This is a genomic window from Streptomyces sp. NPDC029152 (assembly GCF_055564355.1).
Window position 1 is genome coordinate 81,741 of the sequence record NZ_JBVHWR010000020.1, and the last position, 14,397, is coordinate 96,137.

General features: G+C 74.0%; 15 protein-coding genes and 2 pseudogenes. 11 read left to right on the plus strand and 6 right to left on the minus strand.

What is annotated here, in order from left to right:
* Window positions 1-202 precede the first annotated feature (202 nt).
* A complete protein-coding gene (locus ACZ4V6_RS30855) occupies window positions 203-1,330 on the plus strand; it encodes a sensor histidine kinase (protein WP_467833790.1) in 1,128 nt (375 codons plus the stop codon).
* Window positions 1,327-1,989, plus strand: coding sequence for a response regulator (locus ACZ4V6_RS30860; protein WP_467833792.1), 663 nt, complete (start codon window positions 1,327-1,329; stop codon window positions 1,987-1,989). Before ACZ4V6_RS30855 ends, ACZ4V6_RS30860 begins: the two co-directional genes overlap by 4 nt.
* 20 nt (window positions 1,990-2,009) lie before the next feature.
* Here ACZ4V6_RS30860 and ACZ4V6_RS30865 read toward each other — a convergent pair whose 3' ends face one another.
* Window positions 2,010-2,345 (minus strand): hypothetical protein, encoded by a 336-nt coding sequence (locus tag ACZ4V6_RS30865; protein WP_467833794.1) that lies wholly within the window; start codon window positions 2,343-2,345, stop codon window positions 2,010-2,012.
* A gap of 281 nt (window positions 2,346-2,626) precedes the next feature.
* Here ACZ4V6_RS30865 and ACZ4V6_RS30870 point away from each other — a divergent pair, with 281 nt between their 5' ends.
* The 5 genes from ACZ4V6_RS30870 (at window position 2,627) to ACZ4V6_RS30890 (ending at window position 6,258) form a co-directional block, all read left to right on the plus strand.
* A complete protein-coding gene (locus ACZ4V6_RS30870; RefSeq protein WP_467833796.1) occupies window positions 2,627-3,142 on the plus strand; it encodes a lytic polysaccharide monooxygenase auxiliary activity family 9 protein in 516 nt (171 codons plus the stop codon).
* A 153-nt stretch (window positions 3,143-3,295) separates the two neighbouring features.
* Window positions 3,296-3,820 (plus strand): DoxX family protein, encoded by a 525-nt coding sequence (locus ACZ4V6_RS30875; RefSeq protein ID WP_467833797.1) that lies wholly within the window; start codon window positions 3,296-3,298, stop codon window positions 3,818-3,820.
* A gap of 205 nt (window positions 3,821-4,025) precedes the next feature.
* Entirely contained in the window at window positions 4,026-4,799 is a 774-nt protein-coding gene (locus tag ACZ4V6_RS30880; protein WP_467833799.1) for a calcium-binding protein, read from the plus strand.
* Between the two features lie 593 nt (window positions 4,800-5,392).
* Window positions 5,393-5,536, plus strand: a complete 144-nt coding sequence (locus ACZ4V6_RS30885; RefSeq protein ID WP_467833801.1) for a hypothetical protein — start codon at window positions 5,393-5,395, stop codon at window positions 5,534-5,536.
* Window positions 5,533-6,258 (plus strand): SDR family NAD(P)-dependent oxidoreductase, encoded by a 726-nt coding sequence (locus ACZ4V6_RS30890; protein WP_467833802.1) that lies wholly within the window; start codon window positions 5,533-5,535, stop codon window positions 6,256-6,258. Before ACZ4V6_RS30885 ends, ACZ4V6_RS30890 begins: the two co-directional genes overlap by 4 nt.
* A 69-nt stretch (window positions 6,259-6,327) precedes the next feature.
* Here the strand turns inward: ACZ4V6_RS30890 and ACZ4V6_RS30895 are convergent, their stop codons facing one another.
* The 4 genes from ACZ4V6_RS30895 to ACZ4V6_RS30910 all read right to left on the minus strand — a co-directional run bounded on the left by ACZ4V6_RS30895 (window position 6,328) and on the right by ACZ4V6_RS30910 (window position 10,600).
* A complete protein-coding gene (locus ACZ4V6_RS30895; protein WP_467833804.1) occupies window positions 6,328-6,927 on the minus strand; it encodes a GNAT family N-acetyltransferase in 600 nt (199 codons plus the stop codon).
* A 49-nt stretch (window positions 6,928-6,976) separates the two neighbouring features.
* Complete coding sequence (locus ACZ4V6_RS30900; RefSeq protein WP_467833806.1) at window positions 6,977-8,518, minus strand: carboxylesterase/lipase family protein; 1,542 nt, start codon at window positions 8,516-8,518, stop codon at window positions 6,977-6,979.
* Between the two features lie 604 nt (window positions 8,519-9,122).
* Window positions 9,123-10,034 carry a pyridoxamine 5'-phosphate oxidase family protein gene (locus tag ACZ4V6_RS30905; protein ID WP_467833808.1) on the minus strand — a complete coding sequence of 304 codons (912 nt, stop codon included), beginning with the start codon at window positions 10,032-10,034 and terminating at the stop codon, window positions 9,123-9,125.
* A 110-nt stretch (window positions 10,035-10,144) separates the two neighbouring features.
* The gene (locus ACZ4V6_RS30910) at window positions 10,145-10,600 is read right to left on the minus strand and encodes a VOC family protein (RefSeq protein WP_467833809.1); all 456 of its coding nucleotides are present in this window, start codon (window positions 10,598-10,600) and stop codon (window positions 10,145-10,147) included.
* 150 nt (window positions 10,601-10,750) lie between these two features.
* Between ACZ4V6_RS30910 and ACZ4V6_RS30915 the strand changes: the two genes are divergently transcribed.
* The 4 genes and pseudogenes from ACZ4V6_RS30915 to ACZ4V6_RS30930 all read left to right on the plus strand — a co-directional run.
* Complete coding sequence (locus ACZ4V6_RS30915; RefSeq protein ID WP_467833810.1) at window positions 10,751-11,323, plus strand: CGNR zinc finger domain-containing protein; 573 nt, start codon at window positions 10,751-10,753, stop codon at window positions 11,321-11,323.
* A 257-nt stretch (window positions 11,324-11,580) separates the two neighbouring features.
* A pseudogene (locus ACZ4V6_RS30920) lies at window positions 11,581-11,859 on the plus strand (integrase core domain-containing protein); the annotation flags it as partial.
* Window positions 11,860-12,128: 269 nt separating this feature from the next.
* Complete coding sequence (locus tag ACZ4V6_RS30925) at window positions 12,129-12,866, plus strand: flavodoxin family protein (protein ID WP_467833812.1); 738 nt, start codon at window positions 12,129-12,131, stop codon at window positions 12,864-12,866.
* 117 nt (window positions 12,867-12,983) lie between these two features.
* Window positions 12,984-13,402 (plus strand): annotated as a pseudogene (locus tag ACZ4V6_RS30930) (transposase); the annotation flags it as partial.
* Window positions 13,403-13,454: 52 nt separating this feature from the next.
* On the opposite strand, the gene ACZ4V6_RS30935 reads toward ACZ4V6_RS30930, so the two are convergent.
* The gene (locus ACZ4V6_RS30935) at window positions 13,455-14,189 is read right to left on the minus strand and encodes a class I SAM-dependent DNA methyltransferase (protein ID WP_467833813.1); all 735 of its coding nucleotides are present in this window, start codon (window positions 14,187-14,189) and stop codon (window positions 13,455-13,457) included.
* Between the last annotated feature and the right edge of the window lie 208 nt (window positions 14,190-14,397).

Sequence of the window (14,397 nt, forward strand, 5' to 3'; positions counted from 1 at the left end):
TCGAGGTTCGATGTGCCTTGTGAGCATGCGCGCAGGCCCTCCAGCCGGTCGTCCAGCAGATGCGGGCACTTCCCGCTGCCGCCGGTGCGGCACCCGGATACCGCGGATGCGGCAGGTGGCGCGCGGGTACCGCACACGCGGTAGCCGACTGCTCGTCCACGAGCCGGATTCGCCCCCAACCGTCTCCGGCTACGGTGCACCCATGGACAAAGGGCGGTTTGCTGTCCCGGCCGGGGTCACCGACTGGGCGGTCGCCGTGGGCGTGGCGGCGTTGCTCCTGGGCACGGGGCTGTCCGGGCCACACCCGGCCGGGGGCCGCGAGCTGCTCGGCTCCGCGCTGCTGGCGGCCGGCGGGCTGGCGCTGGCCGTGCGCCGTCGGGCGCCGCTCGTGGTACTGGCCGGCACCGGGCTGTGCGCGGTGGGCTACCTGGGGTCCGGGTTCGAGGTGCTCGCCGTCTCCTACCTGGTCGCGGTCTACGGCTCGGTACGTGCTGGGCACCGTGCCGTCACGCTGGCCGTCTCCGTGGGCTTGCTGGCCGTGCTCCACCTCACGGCCCTGGTCCTCCACGACGGGTCCGCGCGCGAGGCCGTGGCGCGGGCCCGGAGCACCCTCGAACTCGCCTGGCTGATCGCGGCGTTCGCCGCCGGGGAGGCGGTGCGGCAGGCCGAACGGCGGGCGGAGGAAGCCGAGCGCACCCGCGAGGAGACCGCGCGCCGCCGGGCCGACGAGGAGCGGCTGCGCATCGCGCGGGAGCTGCACGACTCGCTCACCCACCAGATCTCGGTCATCAAGGTGCAGTCCGAGGTCGCCGTCCACGTGGCCCGGCGCCGCGGCGAGCAGGTGCCGGAGGCCCTGCTCGCGATCCAGGAAGCCGGCCGGGAGGCGAGCCGCGAGCTGCGTGCGACCCTCGAGGCGCTGCGCGACGACGGCACCGACCCGCCGCACGGACTCGGCCAGATTCCCGACCTGGTGAAAGGGTTCCGGACAACCGGCCTGGAGACGACGATGACGATAGAAGGACATCCACACGCCGTGCCGGCCGCGGTGAGCCGTACCGCTTACCGGATCGTTCAGGAGTCGCTCACCAACGTCGCCCGGCACGCCGCGGCCACCACTGCCTCGGTGCTCGTCGACTACCGGCCGGACGCTCTCGCGATCCGCGTCGACGACGACGGAAAGGCCGCCGTGCATCCCGCGCCGACGCCCGGGCTCGGGCTGCTCGGCATGCGCGAACGCGTCACGGCTCTGGGCGGTCGCCTGCGCACCGGGCCGCGCCGCGAGGGCGGCTTCACCGTCCAGGCCGAACTCCCCACGGACGGAGCCCCGTGATCCGGGTCCTGCTGGTCGATGACCAGCCGCTCATCCGCAGCGGCTTCCGCGCGCTGCTCGACCTCGAGGACGACATCGAGGTGGTGGCCGAGGCCGCCGACGGCCAAGAGGGCCTGGTGCTCGTCGAGGAGTGGCTGCCCGACGTCGTTCTCATCGACGTCCAGATGCCCGTCATGGACGGCATCGAAGCGACCCGGCGCATCGCCGCGGACCCGGCCCTGACCGACGTGCACGTCATCATGCTGACCAACTACGGCATGGACGAATACGTCTTCGACGCGCTGCGCGCCGGTGCCGCCGGCTTCCTGGTCAAGGACATCCTGCCGGAGGACTTCCTGCACGCCGTACGCGTCGCCGCCCGCGGTGACGCCCTGCTCGCGCCCGCCATCACCCGCAGGCTCATCGACCGGTACGTCACCCAGCCACCGCCCGCCCGCGCCGGCAGCGGGCTGGAGGAGTTGACCGGCCGCGAACGCGAGGCGGTCGCCCTGGCGGCACAGGGCCTGTCCAACGACGAGATCGCCGACCGCCTGGTCATCAGCCCGTCGACCGCCAAGACCCACATCAACCGGGCCATGACCAAGGTCCGCGCCCGCGACCGCGCCCAGCTCGTGGTCCTCGCCTACGAATCCGGCCTGGTGACCCCCCGCACGTCCTGACCCCGCGCGCCGTCGACCGGTCAGGGCGCCGCGGTGTCCCGTCGCCCGGAACCCCGCGGGCCGGTTCCGCCCTCGCCGGGCCGGGAGACCCGGACCCGGCGGGCGAGTGCGTCGGCGACGTCGACGATGTCGTCGGCACACAGGAGGTGGAGGGCCGGCCGGGCTTCCTGGTCCGGTCCGTCAGTTCGTTCGCACCGGAGTTCGTTCGCACCGGCACGGTCGTCGCCCAGCCGGGTGTCGTGGAGGTGTTCGACGAGCGGGGTCACCGTCGTGCTGAAGGCGGCCCCGGCCTTGGGTCTCTGCTCGCGCAGCCACATGCGGTCCTGCCGGCGCGCGGTGAACCAGGAGCCGGGCACGACCCCATGACACCGATACAGGCCCCCGAGGGCCACGGACAGGATGCTCTCCCCACCGGCCTTCCCCCGACGTGCCACCGCCGACAGGTCACCGAAGCCACGGAGGGCACCCCGCCCCGAGTCGCATCGGTCGTGCACGAGCCCTGGTTTGGTCTAGACCAAGGGGGGTACGCTTTACCTCGCCACCGTGGAACGCCCCACGGTCATGGTGGCGCTGATTGACATGCTCATGCCTGCCTGTCCTCGGGTGGGCGGGCGCGGACCCCCACACAGGAGTTGTCATGAAGAGCAAGAGGATGCTGGCCGTCGCCATCGGCGCGGGAATCGCCCCGCTCCTGGCCGTGACCCTGCCGGCCGGTAACGCGAGCGCGCACGGCTACATCTCCTCGCCCCCCAGCCGCCAGGCCCAGTGCGCCGCCGGCACGGTCTCCTGCGGTTCCATCAAGTACGAGCCGCAGAGCGTCGAGGGCCCCAAGGGCCTGATGAGCTGCAGCGGAGGGAACTCCGCCTTCGCCGAACTCGACAACGACAGCAAGGGCTGGAAGGTCACCCCGGTCAGCCGGACGACCAGCTTCAACTGGCGGCTGACGGCCCAGCACGCCACCTCCACCTGGCAGTACTACGCGGGTGGCCGGAAGATCGCGGAATTCAACGACGGCGGTGCCCGGCCGGGTGCCACCGTCACCCACCAGGTCAATTTCGGCAGCCTGACCGGCAAGCAGAAGGTGCTGGCCGTGTGGAACATCGCCGACACCGCCAACGCCTTCTACGCCTGCGTGGACGTGAACGTGAGCTGACGCGGTGCCACCATCCGGCCCGGCCGGGCCGGATGGTGCCGGGTGTCCGGCGCGCCCGTCTCCCCGGGCACCCGGCACCGGACCGCCTCCCCCTTCTTCGGTCGTCCAGCGGCCGGGGCCTTCGGACGACCGTACGAAAGGGTGGGCACGACGGTGGAGAGAACCGGCGAGCGAAGCCGTCACCTCCCTCGGGAGTCCGCCCCGGCGGAACCCGGAAACGACGGGCGGATCAGCCGGGCGGCCGGGTCACTGGCCGACAGGATCCAGTGGCGCGGTCCGGCGCTGCTCCGGGTGTCCGTGGGCGCGGTGTTCCTCTGGTTCGGCGTCCTCAAGTTCTTCCCCGCGGCCAGCCCCGCCGAGGGGGTCGCCGTCCGGGCCGCCACCAAGCTCACCCTCGGCCTGCTGCCGCCGGACGTGACGCTACGGGTGCTGGCGGCGGCCGAGACGGCCATCGGCCTCGGCCTCGTCACGGGGGTCCTGCTCCGCGTGGCCCTGCTGGGGTTCTTCGCCCACATGGCCGGCGTCTTCTCCGCGCTCCTGCTGCTCCCCGGGGAGATGTGGCAGGGGGACGTGCCGGTCCCCACGCTGGAGGGCCAGTACATCATCAAGAACGTCGTCCTGGTGGCGGCCTGTCTCGTGGTGGCGGCCGACGAGTGGAGCGGGACGGCGCCGCCGTGAGGACGTCCGGGTACCGGAGCGCGGCCGTACGCCGAGCCGTCATCAGTCCTGACCCCCCGCCCCCGACCAGGCCGCTCCGCTCGGGCGGTAGCGGTCACGCGGACCGTGCCGTCACGGCCGGCTCCCCGCGGCGGCCGGCCCCCCGCCGCGGCACTCCTTCCCCCAACAGGTCGACCCACCGGTCGTCACATCGAGACGAGGTCCCATGAACCGACACGGAGCCACCGCCGCCGCGGCCACCGTGGTCCTGCTCGCCACCGTTCTCGCCGCCGGCCCGGCGGCCGCCGCTCCCGCCGCCACCGGGGTGGCGAAGGCCCGCGTCGGCGCCGACTGGGCGACCGGGTCCGTCGTCTTCACCGCCGCCGAGGGGCAGACCAACGACCTTCACGTGATCCCCATGGAGCGGGGCGCCGGGATCCGGCAGATCGGCTTCCGCGACGAGGTCCCGCTCGCACCCGGCGACCACTGCGCGTACCTCGAACCCGGGGACGACACCTTCGTCGTCTGCGAACTGCCCACCGGCAGCGCCCGGCCGGAGCGGATCGACGTCTTCCTCGGCGACGGCGACGACACGATCGTCACCAGCGACCCCGCGGTGGGCACGGTGCGGGGCGGCCCCGGCGACGACACCCTGCACGCCCACACCGCGCACACCGTGCGCGGCGACGCGGGGGACGACATGGTCATGGGCCGCGCGGTCCTGGACGGCGGCGACGGTGCGGACCACCTGATGGGCGACGACGGCGACCAGTGGATGGGGGGCGGCCGGGGCGACGACATGATCGAGGCGTACGGCGGCGCGGACAAGGTGTACGCCGGCCCCGGCGACGACCACGCCCTCGGCGGGGACGGCGACGACCTGCTCCTCGGCGGCCCCGGCGACGACACCCTGCACGGTGAGGAGGGCGACGACCTGATCGGCGGCGGCCCCGGGAAGGACACCGTCGAGGGCGGTCCCGGCCGCGACATCGTCCTCTGACACGCGATCCGCGACACGGTCTCCGGGCAGGCGCGTCGCGGTCCGCCGTCCCCGGCGGCTGCGCCCGGCCCACCGCGTGGTCTCCTCCAGTGGGGGCGGGCCGGCGGTGGCGAGGGCACGCCCACGGTCGGGACGGCCCAGCAGGGCGCTCAGCACATCCCGCGGGCCGCGGCTCGGGCCGATGACGGCGGACCGGATGCCCGTGGCGACGCGGGCGCCGGCCCGTGAGGGGTGACGGCCGCTTCCGTGGTCCCGTCCGCCGTCGGACGTGCCGGCGCCGCCGGTCCCGTCACCGCGGCAGGCTCCGCCCGTGCTCGACCGGCGGGCGCGGGAGATGACCGGTCCGGACGAGGACCGTCTCGCCCGGGACGTGGCCCGCGAGCGCGAGGAGCCGAGACGCCGCGCCCTCCTCCACCGCGGCGACCCCGCCACGCCCGATGCCGAGGGCCGCCCCGGGCGGGCGGCGCCGGCTTTCGCACCCGTCGGCCGGGGCACTCGGTCACGACCGGGCCGTGGCGCCCAGGCTCCTCCCGCGCCCGGTCACGCCGCGTGCCCCGCGCGGTCCCGCAGCCTCCGTCCGCGAAAGAGACACCATGGAACTCGTCACCCGACAGGCCATCGCCAAGGCCCCCGCGCACCGGTACACCGGCAGCGAGGAGAGCAGCTGGGACGAGCCCGGCACCGACGAGCAGTACCGACGTCCCCGCACCCGCATGGACGAGGCGGCGCGCCCATGAGCCGCGTGCTGGTGACCGGCTCGGCGGACGGCCTCGGACGTGCCGCGGCGGACGCCCTGCTGTCCGCCGGGCACGACGTGGTCGCGCACGCCCGCAACGAGGAGCGCGCGGCGGCCCTCGACACCTTGGCCGCCCGGGGGGCACACGTCGTGGTGGGCGACCTCACCGACCGCTGCGCCGTACGGCGCATCACCGACGAACTGAACGACGCCGAGCCGCTGGACGCGGTCATCCACAACGCCGGCGTGTGGAGCGGGCGTCCCGTCATGCCGGTCAACGTCGTGGCGCCGTACCTGTTCACGGCGCTCCTGCGCGGCCCGCGCAGGCACGTGTACCTCAGCAGCGGCTCGCACTTCAGCGGACGTCCGTCCTTGTCCGGCGTCGACTGGCGGGGCACCACCGCGGGCTCGTACGCCGACAGCAAGCTGTTCGTCACGGCCCTCGCCTGTGCGGTGGCCCGGCTGCGCCCCGGGGTGCCGAGCAACGCGGTGGACCCGGGCTGGGTGCCGACCAGGATGGGCGGGCCGGGCGCGCCGGACGACCTGGAGCTCGGCCACCGGACACAGGAATGGCTCGCGACGAGCGACGAACCGGCGGCCCTGACCACCGGCGGCTACTGGTACCACCGGCAGCGTCAGCAGCCGCACCGCGCGGTCCACGACGAGGCGTTCCAGGACCGCCTGCTGAGGGCGCTGGCCGAGGAGACCGGCACCGCGCTGTGACCCCGCGCGGCCGCCGGCACCAGGACGGCGACGTCCGCGCCCGCCGGGGAGCGAGGGAGACCCGCCCGCTCAGCGTCCCGGCGACCGGGTCATGCACCAGGTGAGCGGGCCGCCGTCGGGGAGCGGGACCTCGGCGGTCACGGTGAAGCCGAGGCGTTCGTAGAACCGCACGTTGCGCGCGTCGGAGGTCTCCAGGAAGGCCGGGAAACCCGCCGCCTCGGCAGCCTCCAGACCCGGCCGCAGCACCGCCGTGCCGCGGCCCCGCCCCTGGGCCTCCGGGGCCACCCCGACGGTGGCGAGGAACCACACCGGCTGCGTGGGGCGGTGGGGCGCGAGCGCCTCCTCGGCGGCCTCGTACGCCGCGGCGCGGTCGCCCGCCAGCTCCGGGAGCAGGGAGCCGATCTCGGCGAAGGCCGCAGAGGGGTCCTGCTCGGGAGTCGTCCAGGCGGCCACCGCGAGACGGTCGTCGGTGACCCAGGAACGGCCGTGGCGCAACGCGACGCGCGCCAGGAACAGCTCCTGAAGACGGCGGACGCGCCGCTCGTGGTCGTCGGCGGCGACGACGTGCCGGGTGAACGGGTAGTCCGCGAACGCGCGGGTCAGCACCTCCACGCACGCGGGTACGTCGTCGTGCGTGGTGGGCCGCGCGGGCGGGGTGGCGACGGACATGGTCTGCTCCAGCTCGGGGACCGTACGGGGCGGGGAGGGCGTCGGCCGGTCAGGCGGACGCGGGTGCGGCGTCGCGCAGGCCGGTCCAGAGCCGGCGTTCGTCCGGCGCGGGGTCGTCGAGCACGACGGGCGCTCCGTCGCCCAGACGCATGACGGAACGGCGTCCGCCGTACGCGGGCCAGTGCGGCAGGGCGCCCGCGGGCGTGTCCGCGGGCGCGTCGGCGGGCTTTCCCGTACGGGCGAAGGAGAGCCAGGCCCGGCGCATCAGGTCGGACAGCTCCGGCGGGGCGCCGGGGCCGAGGAGCGGGGAGTCCAGGTTGCCGAAGACGTACCCGACCTCGGCCATGTGGCAGGCGCCGAGGGCACCGTCGAGCGCGGGGGAGGGGCGGGCGAACTCGTACACGTAGGTGTCCGCCCCGTGCGCGGCGCGGGACTCGGCCACCCGGAGCGCGGGGACGCGGTAGGCGTAGTCGCTCATGGCCGCGGACAGCAGGTCGCCCGGGGTCGCGCCGGGGTGCTTCGCGGCGTAGACCGCGCGGGCCCGCTCGGGAGCGAGCCCGAACCCGGCGAGGAACCCGGTCAGCACCTCGTCCGTGATCCTCGGTCCCATCCCCAACGGGACCAGGAAGAGCCGGAACTCGTCGCTGGTGGTGCCGGTGAGCAGGTCGACGTCGCGACCGGCCCCGCCGGCGATCGCGTCGACCGGGCGCTGCGGCAGGGTGGTTCCGTCCACGACGGGCAGCACGGTGGTGCCGCCGCCCGCCGACTCGCCCCACTGGGCGGGATCGGTGGCCCGGGCGATCTCCTGACCCAGGGCGGCGTTGGCGGCGACGAGCCGCTCGGGCGGTACGGCGGCCAGGCCCTCGCGCGTCGGCTCCGTCCCGGCGAGGGCGGCCAGCCGCTCGGTTATGCGGCGGGCGATGTCCTCGGGGTGGCTGTGGTGGCCGGCTCCGCTCTGCGTGATCGCCCGCCGGAACAGGCCTTGGGCCCGCGGCATGGCCATGAGCGTGGTGATGCCGATGGCCCCGGCGGACTGGCCGAAGACGGTGACGTTGTCCGGGTCGCCGCCGAACCGGGCGATGTTGTCGCGAACCCATTTCAGCGCGGCGATCTGGTCCAGCAGACCGAGGTTCGCGGTGCCGTCGGGGAGGAGCAGGAAACCCTCCGCGCCGAGCCGGTAGTTGAGGGTGACGCAGACGGCGCCGTCCGCGGCGATCCGCGTGCCGTCGTAGGAGGGCAGCGAGGCGGAGCCGTTGCGGAAGGCGCCGCCGTGGATCCACACCATGACCGGAAGCCGGCCTCCGGTGCGGCCCGGGGCCGGCGTCCACACGTTGAGGTTCAGACAGTCCTCACCGGTGCTCGCGGCTTCTTCCAGCAGGGCGGCCATCGCCGGGTGGTAGCCGGGCTGCGGCGCGGCGGGCCCGGGAGCGAGCGCGTCGCGCACCCCGGCCCACGGCTGCGGCGGCTCGGGTGGCGCAAAGCGCCGTGGGCCGAACGGCGGGGCCGCGTAGGGGATCCCCAGGAACGCCGCCACCTCGCCCTTCCACTGTCCGCGGATCGTGCCTGCCAGGGTGGGAACGGTGACGTGCATGGGGCCTCACAATCTATGATCTTGCCCGGTCATCCTTTCCGGCCGCCCCGGGGACGGACAAGTCGTTTTCGGCCCGGTCGGCCCGGTCGGCCCGGTCGGCCCGGTCGGACAGGTCACACCGGATCGGCCCGGTCCGTCGTGCCCCCGGCGGCCGGCGGTCGGCGGCCCCCGTAGCCCGGTGCCGCCCTCGCCGACCCCGCCCGGGACCGCGTCCTCGGGGTGAGCGGATGGTCGGACGCAGTGGGACGAGGACGCGTGGGGCGTCGCCCGCCCACGCCGTCGAGGTGGGAACCGAACCGCTGGACGGGCCGGCGCGGAACTCCGTGGGCGGCCGGCCCTGCCTCGACGACGCCCGGGAATGGCCCGCGCGCTTCTGCGGCGAACGGACGCCCCTGTTCTTCCGGTTCGACGTTCCCGCGACGTGGAGCACTTCGCCGGGGACCGCCTGCTCGTCTTCCACCGCCGCGCGCCCAACGACGCGTCCCCCCCAGTTGGCCGACGGGCGGTTCGTGGCCCGGTACTGGGACGCCCCGCAGCTGCCCTGCCCGCGGACCCCCGTTGAGCATCGGGGGGTTCAAAGCGGCCGGCCGCCCGCCGCGCGAGGTCAGCGGACCGGCGGGTTGAAGCGGGAGTAGCCGGGCTCGCCCCAGCGCAGCGGGGACGCGCCGGACACCTCGTGCACCGCCTCGACGGAGAACTCCACGAGCCGCTGCGCCCCCGGCGTGCGCGCGATCTCCTCGGCGTCCCAGACGGTCCGGGCCGTCCCGGACAGATGGAGGGCGGTGCCCGTCCCCCAGTCCGGCACGAGGACGCCCGCCGCCGGGTTGACGTGCAGGTTGCCCAGCGTCAGGAACATCGCGTTGCCCGCGTAGTCGGGCCAGCGCAGCAGGGTGGGGGAGAGGACCTGGACGAACCCCGGGTTGCCGCCGCGGTGCGAGGCGTCGACGTCACCCGTGTCGGACGCGGTGGCGACGAAGAACGTGTCGGCACGCCGTACCGCCTCGCGCTGCGCGGCGTCCAGCGCGCGCCCCGTGGTGGCGGAGCGGAGCACCGGCCCGTCCGCGTCCGCCGGGCGGTGGTCGCGTCGCTGGATGTACTTCGGGCAGTTGGAGACGACCTGGTCGAGGGCGACGCGCAGTCCGGTGCCGTCCCGGTCGGCGCGGCCGTTGATCCGCATTCTGCGCCGGGTGGCCGGCTCGATGGCGATCATCCCCACCCGTAGGGACCGTGCCGCGCCGAGGACACCGGCGAGAGGGTCCTCCGGCACGGGCAGCGCGTCGATGACCAGGCTGCGTGGGTCGGGGACGCGGAGGAAACCCGGCTCCCCGGTGAGGTGGGTGGCCCAGAGCCGGCCCGCCGGGTCGGCGGCGCCCACCACGATCAGGGGCCGCTCGGCCAGGAAGTCCCGGGCGACGGGCGGTACTTCGGTGCGGACGGCGCGAAGCGCGGAAGCGGCCCGGGAGGCGAGGCCGGCTCGCTCCTGCACCGCGAGTTCACCGGCGTGGTAAGTGGCCACGGCGTATTCCCTCTCGTACGTCGGGACAGGGGGGCGGTACTCCCGTCCGGCGGCCTCCCGCCCACCGGTCTCCCGGCCGGGCGGGAGGCCGCCGGGGCGAGCATCGCGGTCTAGAAGAAGCCGCAGGTCGGAGCGTTCGCGGTCGGGGCGTCGGCGGGGTCCGCACCGGTCGGCGCGTAGATCTCCAGGCGGGTGCCGTCGGGGTCGGTGAAGAAGATGCCGCCGGAGGTGGCGTTCTCGCCGTGCGGGACGACACCGTCGTAGGCGAACTCGGCGCCCAGCCGGCGCAGCACCTCCTCGGTGGCCCTGACCTCCTCGACGGTGTCGACCTGGAAGGAGAGGTGGTGCAGCCCGGGCCGGTCGGTGGCGAACGCGCCCTCGCTCTGCTGCCACAGCGTGACGATCAGGCGCTCGTCCCGGCCGAGGAAGGCCCAGCGGCGGCCGTCCTCCTTGCCCTGGGCCAGTACCTCGAAGCCGAAGACCTCGCGGTAGAAGGCGAGCGAGCGGTCGAGGTCGGTGACGTTCAGTCCGACGTGACCGGTCTGCAGGTTCTTCGCCTTGCTCATGGTCGATCCACTGCCTTCGTCAGGGGCCACGAGGCGATCTCGTAACCGTTGAAAGTGAGATTAGAGGTTAGGTTGAGGGGAGTCAACCGGTGACCATGGGATGACCGGTTATCGTGGGTGGGGTGCCGCCGCGACGAAGGGACCCGCACCGTGCCGTCACCCGCTGAGCCCGACCCGAGGCCGCTGACCGGCGAACCGCTCGCCGTCGACCTGCTCAACACGCGCTGGATCGACGCCGCGGGCCGGCACGACCTCCTCGACTCCCTGGACGGAACGGCGCTGTGGCTGAACACGCCCCTGGTCCGCGACGCCCTCGGCGGCGCCTCCGTCCCGGCCGGCCGGGACACGCAGGAGCGGCTGCGTCAGGCCCGCGCCGCGCTCGACGAGGCGGTCGCCGACCCGGCGCACCCGACGCCCGCCGCCGTCACGGCCGTCAACGACGTGCTCGCCCACGGCCGGCTGCGGCAGGTCCTGGGCCCCGACGGCCCGGCCGCCGTGCCCGAGGTGGACGATCCGGCCTGGCTGCCGGGCTGGTCCGCGGTGGCCGACTTCCTGCGCCTGATGGCCGACCGCCCGGACCGCATCCGCGCCTGCGGTAACCCGCAGTGCGTGCTCCACTTCTACGACGTGTCCAAGAACGGCACCCGCCGCTGGTGCTCGATGTCCGGCTGCGGCAACCGTGCCAAGGCACAACGCCATTACGCCCGCCACCGCCGCGACTGAGCCGGCACTCCCGCGCCCGCGGCAGGAACGGCCGCCGTCGGTCCGCCCGACGGTGCTCGGCTCCGCGGACGGTCACGACGGCCGGCACCCGGCCGGCGGGATCAGCACCGAGCCGGCGCTCTCCGCGAGGTGTGCGGGCGGGACCGAAAGCTCGGTCCCGCATCGGCCCGATCCTGGACCCGCCCGCCTCGGCCGCCCACCGGACCCTGGTCCGCCACGGCCTCGACCGTCTGCCCTTCCTGGACCGCCCCACCGCACACGGCATCGACCGCGTCGAACGGGTCCTGACCGACGACGCCTGGCCCTGCCGCGAAAGCTTCGCCCGGCAGCAGGCTCCGGCCGGCCTCGGCACGGCCGGCAAGCCCACCCGCGCCCACCGGCCACAGACCGACGGCAAGGCCGAACGCTTCCACCGCACCCTGCTCGACGACCGGGCCCACCTGCGGCCCTGCACCAGCAGCCAGGAACGCTCCGAAGCTCTGGCGGACTTCCTCCACGCCTACCACCACCGCTGCCACACCGCACTCGGCGGCCGGGTACGGGCGGTGAGCCATGGCGGTCAGCACGGCAGAGGACCACCCGGCGTCCGGCCATCGCGTCGACACGGTGCCGGTCTCCTCGTCGGTGAGGGAGACGCGGGCGTTGGGGCGGCCGCCGTGCTCGCCGACCCGCCGGGGGCTCGACCGCAAGCACCGCGGGGCCGTTCGGAGGCGTCGCGGTGGCGCGTACGGCGGCCGGCTCACACGCTGGATCCAGAGGCGAACATGCCGTCGCACTGTGCGGCGGCAGGCTCTGGGAGGACCGCGTGACCACTTCATCGCCCGCTGCTGACGCACCGCCGGCCCGGTACGACGACCTGCGCGCCCTGGTGATCAACTGCACCCTCAAACGGTCGCCGGAGACGAGCAACACGCAGGGACTGATCGACCGCAGCACCGCCATCATGGACGCGCAGGGCGTGCACGTCGACGTCGTACGGGCGGTGGACCACGACATCGCCACCGGTGTGTGGCCGGACATGCGTGAGCACGGCTGGGAGACGGACGCCTGGCCGGAGCTGTACCGACAGGTCATGGCAGCGGACATCCTGGTGCTGGCCGGCCCGATCTGGCTGGGTGACAACAGCTCCGTGACAAAGCAGGTGATCGAGCGCCTCTACGCCTGCTCCAGCCTCCTCAACGAGGCCGGGCAGTACGCCTACTACGGCCGCGTCGGCGGCTGTCTGATCACCGGCAACGAGGACGGCGTCAAGCACTGTGCCATGAACGTCCTCTACAGCCTTCAGCACCTCGGCTACACCATCCCGCCCCAGGCCGACGCCGGATGGATCGGCGAGGCCGGCCCCGGCCCGTCGTACCTCGATCCGGGGTCGGGCGGCCCGGAGAACGACTTCACCAACCGCAACACCACCTTCATGACCTGGAATCTGCTGCACCTTGCCCGCGCCCTGAAGGACCTGGGCGGGATCCCCGCATACGGCAACCAGCGCACCGCCTGGGACGCGGGCTGCCGCCACGACTACGAGAACCCGGAGCATCGGTAGCGGGACGCCGGTGGCACCTGGCGGAAGGCCGTCGGGTCCGGTCCCACCCAGTGGGCCGGGGCGCCGGACACCGGGCGAGAAGCGCACGTGAGAGCGGCTGAGGCGTGCGCGGGCCGCAGGACGGGCGGCAAGCACCACCTGATCACCGACGCCACCGGTGTCCCGCTCGCCGCCACCTTGACCGGCGGCGACCGCAGCGACGTCATCCGGCTGATCCCGCTGCTTCAGGCGGTGCCGCCGGTGCGGGGCAGGCGAGGCCGGCTCCGGCACCGCCCGGACGTGGTGCCGGACGACCGCGGCTACGACCATGACGAGTACCGCCGCCTCGCCCGGGATCTCGGCGTGAAGCCGCTGATCGCCCGTCGGGGCACCGAGCATGGCTCCGGACCCGGCCCCCGCCGCTGGATCGGGGAGCGAACATCCGCCCACCCGCACCGGTTCCGCCGCCTGCGGATCCGCTGGGAGACACGCGACGACGTCCACGAAGCCTCCCCGCCCTCGGATGCGCACCGATCCGCTGGCGACGCCTGACCTCCCGACGGGAGTTTCAAGACAGGCACGGCCTGCATCGACCCCCGGTGGCCGACCTCAGGTGGGCTTGCGCCACACGGAGATGTGCTTCGCGGAGTCCTGGGTGAACGGAGCCCCGTCCCAGTCCGCGACGCGACGTTCCAGCTCGAGCCCGGCGATCCGTGCCATCAGGTCGAGCTCTGCCGGCCAGGCGTACCGGTGCCGGGAGTTGTCGCGGCGGTAGCCGTCGCCGTCGCGGGTGAAGTGGTGCGAGACGAGGATCTGCTCGACCAGGTCGAAGGTGTCGAAGCCGAGATGCCGCTCGGAGACATCGAACGGCACCGCCACCTGGCCGGGCGGCAGGAACCGCAGCGGCGGCACACCCAGCTCGATGACGAATCGGCCGCCGGGCTCCAGATGACGTGCGGCGTTGCGGAAGCACTCGACCTGCTCGTCCTGCGTGAGCAGGTTCGTGATGGTGTTGTAGACGAGGTAGACCAGGGTGAACCCGCCCGGAACGACGGTGGTGGCCATGTCTCCGATGACCACCGGGAGCGTGTCCTCGTCGACCTTGCGCCGCAGCACCGCTGCCATGTGTTCGGACAGCTCGATGCCCACGACCGGCACGCCGCGTTCCCGAAGCGGGACGCCCACGCGTCCGGTTCCGATGGCGAACTCCAGCGCCCGGCCGTCTCCGGCGAGCTCGGCGAGGAAGGCGAGAGTCGGTCCGAGAACGGCAGCCGAGGACGCTTCGGCCTCCTCGGCGTCGTAGCGGTCGGCGGTCGCACGGGTCCACAGTTCACTGCTCGTCACGGACAGCCACTTTGCCGGTGCCGAGGGGCGCTGTCGACGCATTTACGTTCTCCGCGGCGCGGCGTGCACCGCCCACGACTCGTCGTCGCCCTCTCCGGCTCTCCAGCGTCGCCTTCAGCACCCCCGAACACCTCGTCCAGCGCGCTCTCCGCCGCAACCGGTGACCGCAGCCACCTCATGGACGGCTGCCTCGCCGAAACCGGACTGA

Bases quoted from the DNA above. Each gene is read 5' to 3' on its own strand.
- ACZ4V6_RS30885 (WP_467833801.1), top strand. From the start codon at position 5,393: ATGGAACTCGTCACCCGACAGGCCATCGCCAAGGCCCCCGCGCACCGG.
- ACZ4V6_RS30880 (WP_467833799.1), top strand. From the start codon at position 4,026: ATGAACCGACACGGAGCCACCGCCGCCGCGGCCACCGTGGTCCTGCTC.
- ACZ4V6_RS30870 (WP_467833796.1), top strand. From the start codon at position 2,627: ATGAAGAGCAAGAGGATGCTGGCCGTCGCCATCGGCGCGGGAATCGCC.
- ACZ4V6_RS30900 (WP_467833806.1), bottom strand. From the start codon at position 8,518: ATGCACGTCACCGTTCCCACCCTGGCAGGCACGATCCGCGGACAGTGG.
- ACZ4V6_RS30890 (WP_467833802.1), top strand. From the start codon at position 5,533: ATGAGCCGCGTGCTGGTGACCGGCTCGGCGGACGGCCTCGGACGTGCC.
- ACZ4V6_RS30895 (WP_467833804.1), bottom strand. From the start codon at position 6,927: ATGTCCGTCGCCACCCCGCCCGCGCGGCCCACCACGCACGACGACGTA.
- ACZ4V6_RS30855 (WP_467833790.1), top strand. From the start codon at position 203: ATGGACAAAGGGCGGTTTGCTGTCCCGGCCGGGGTCACCGACTGGGCG.
- ACZ4V6_RS30910 (WP_467833809.1), bottom strand. From the start codon at position 10,600: ATGAGCAAGGCGAAGAACCTGCAGACCGGTCACGTCGGACTGAACGTC.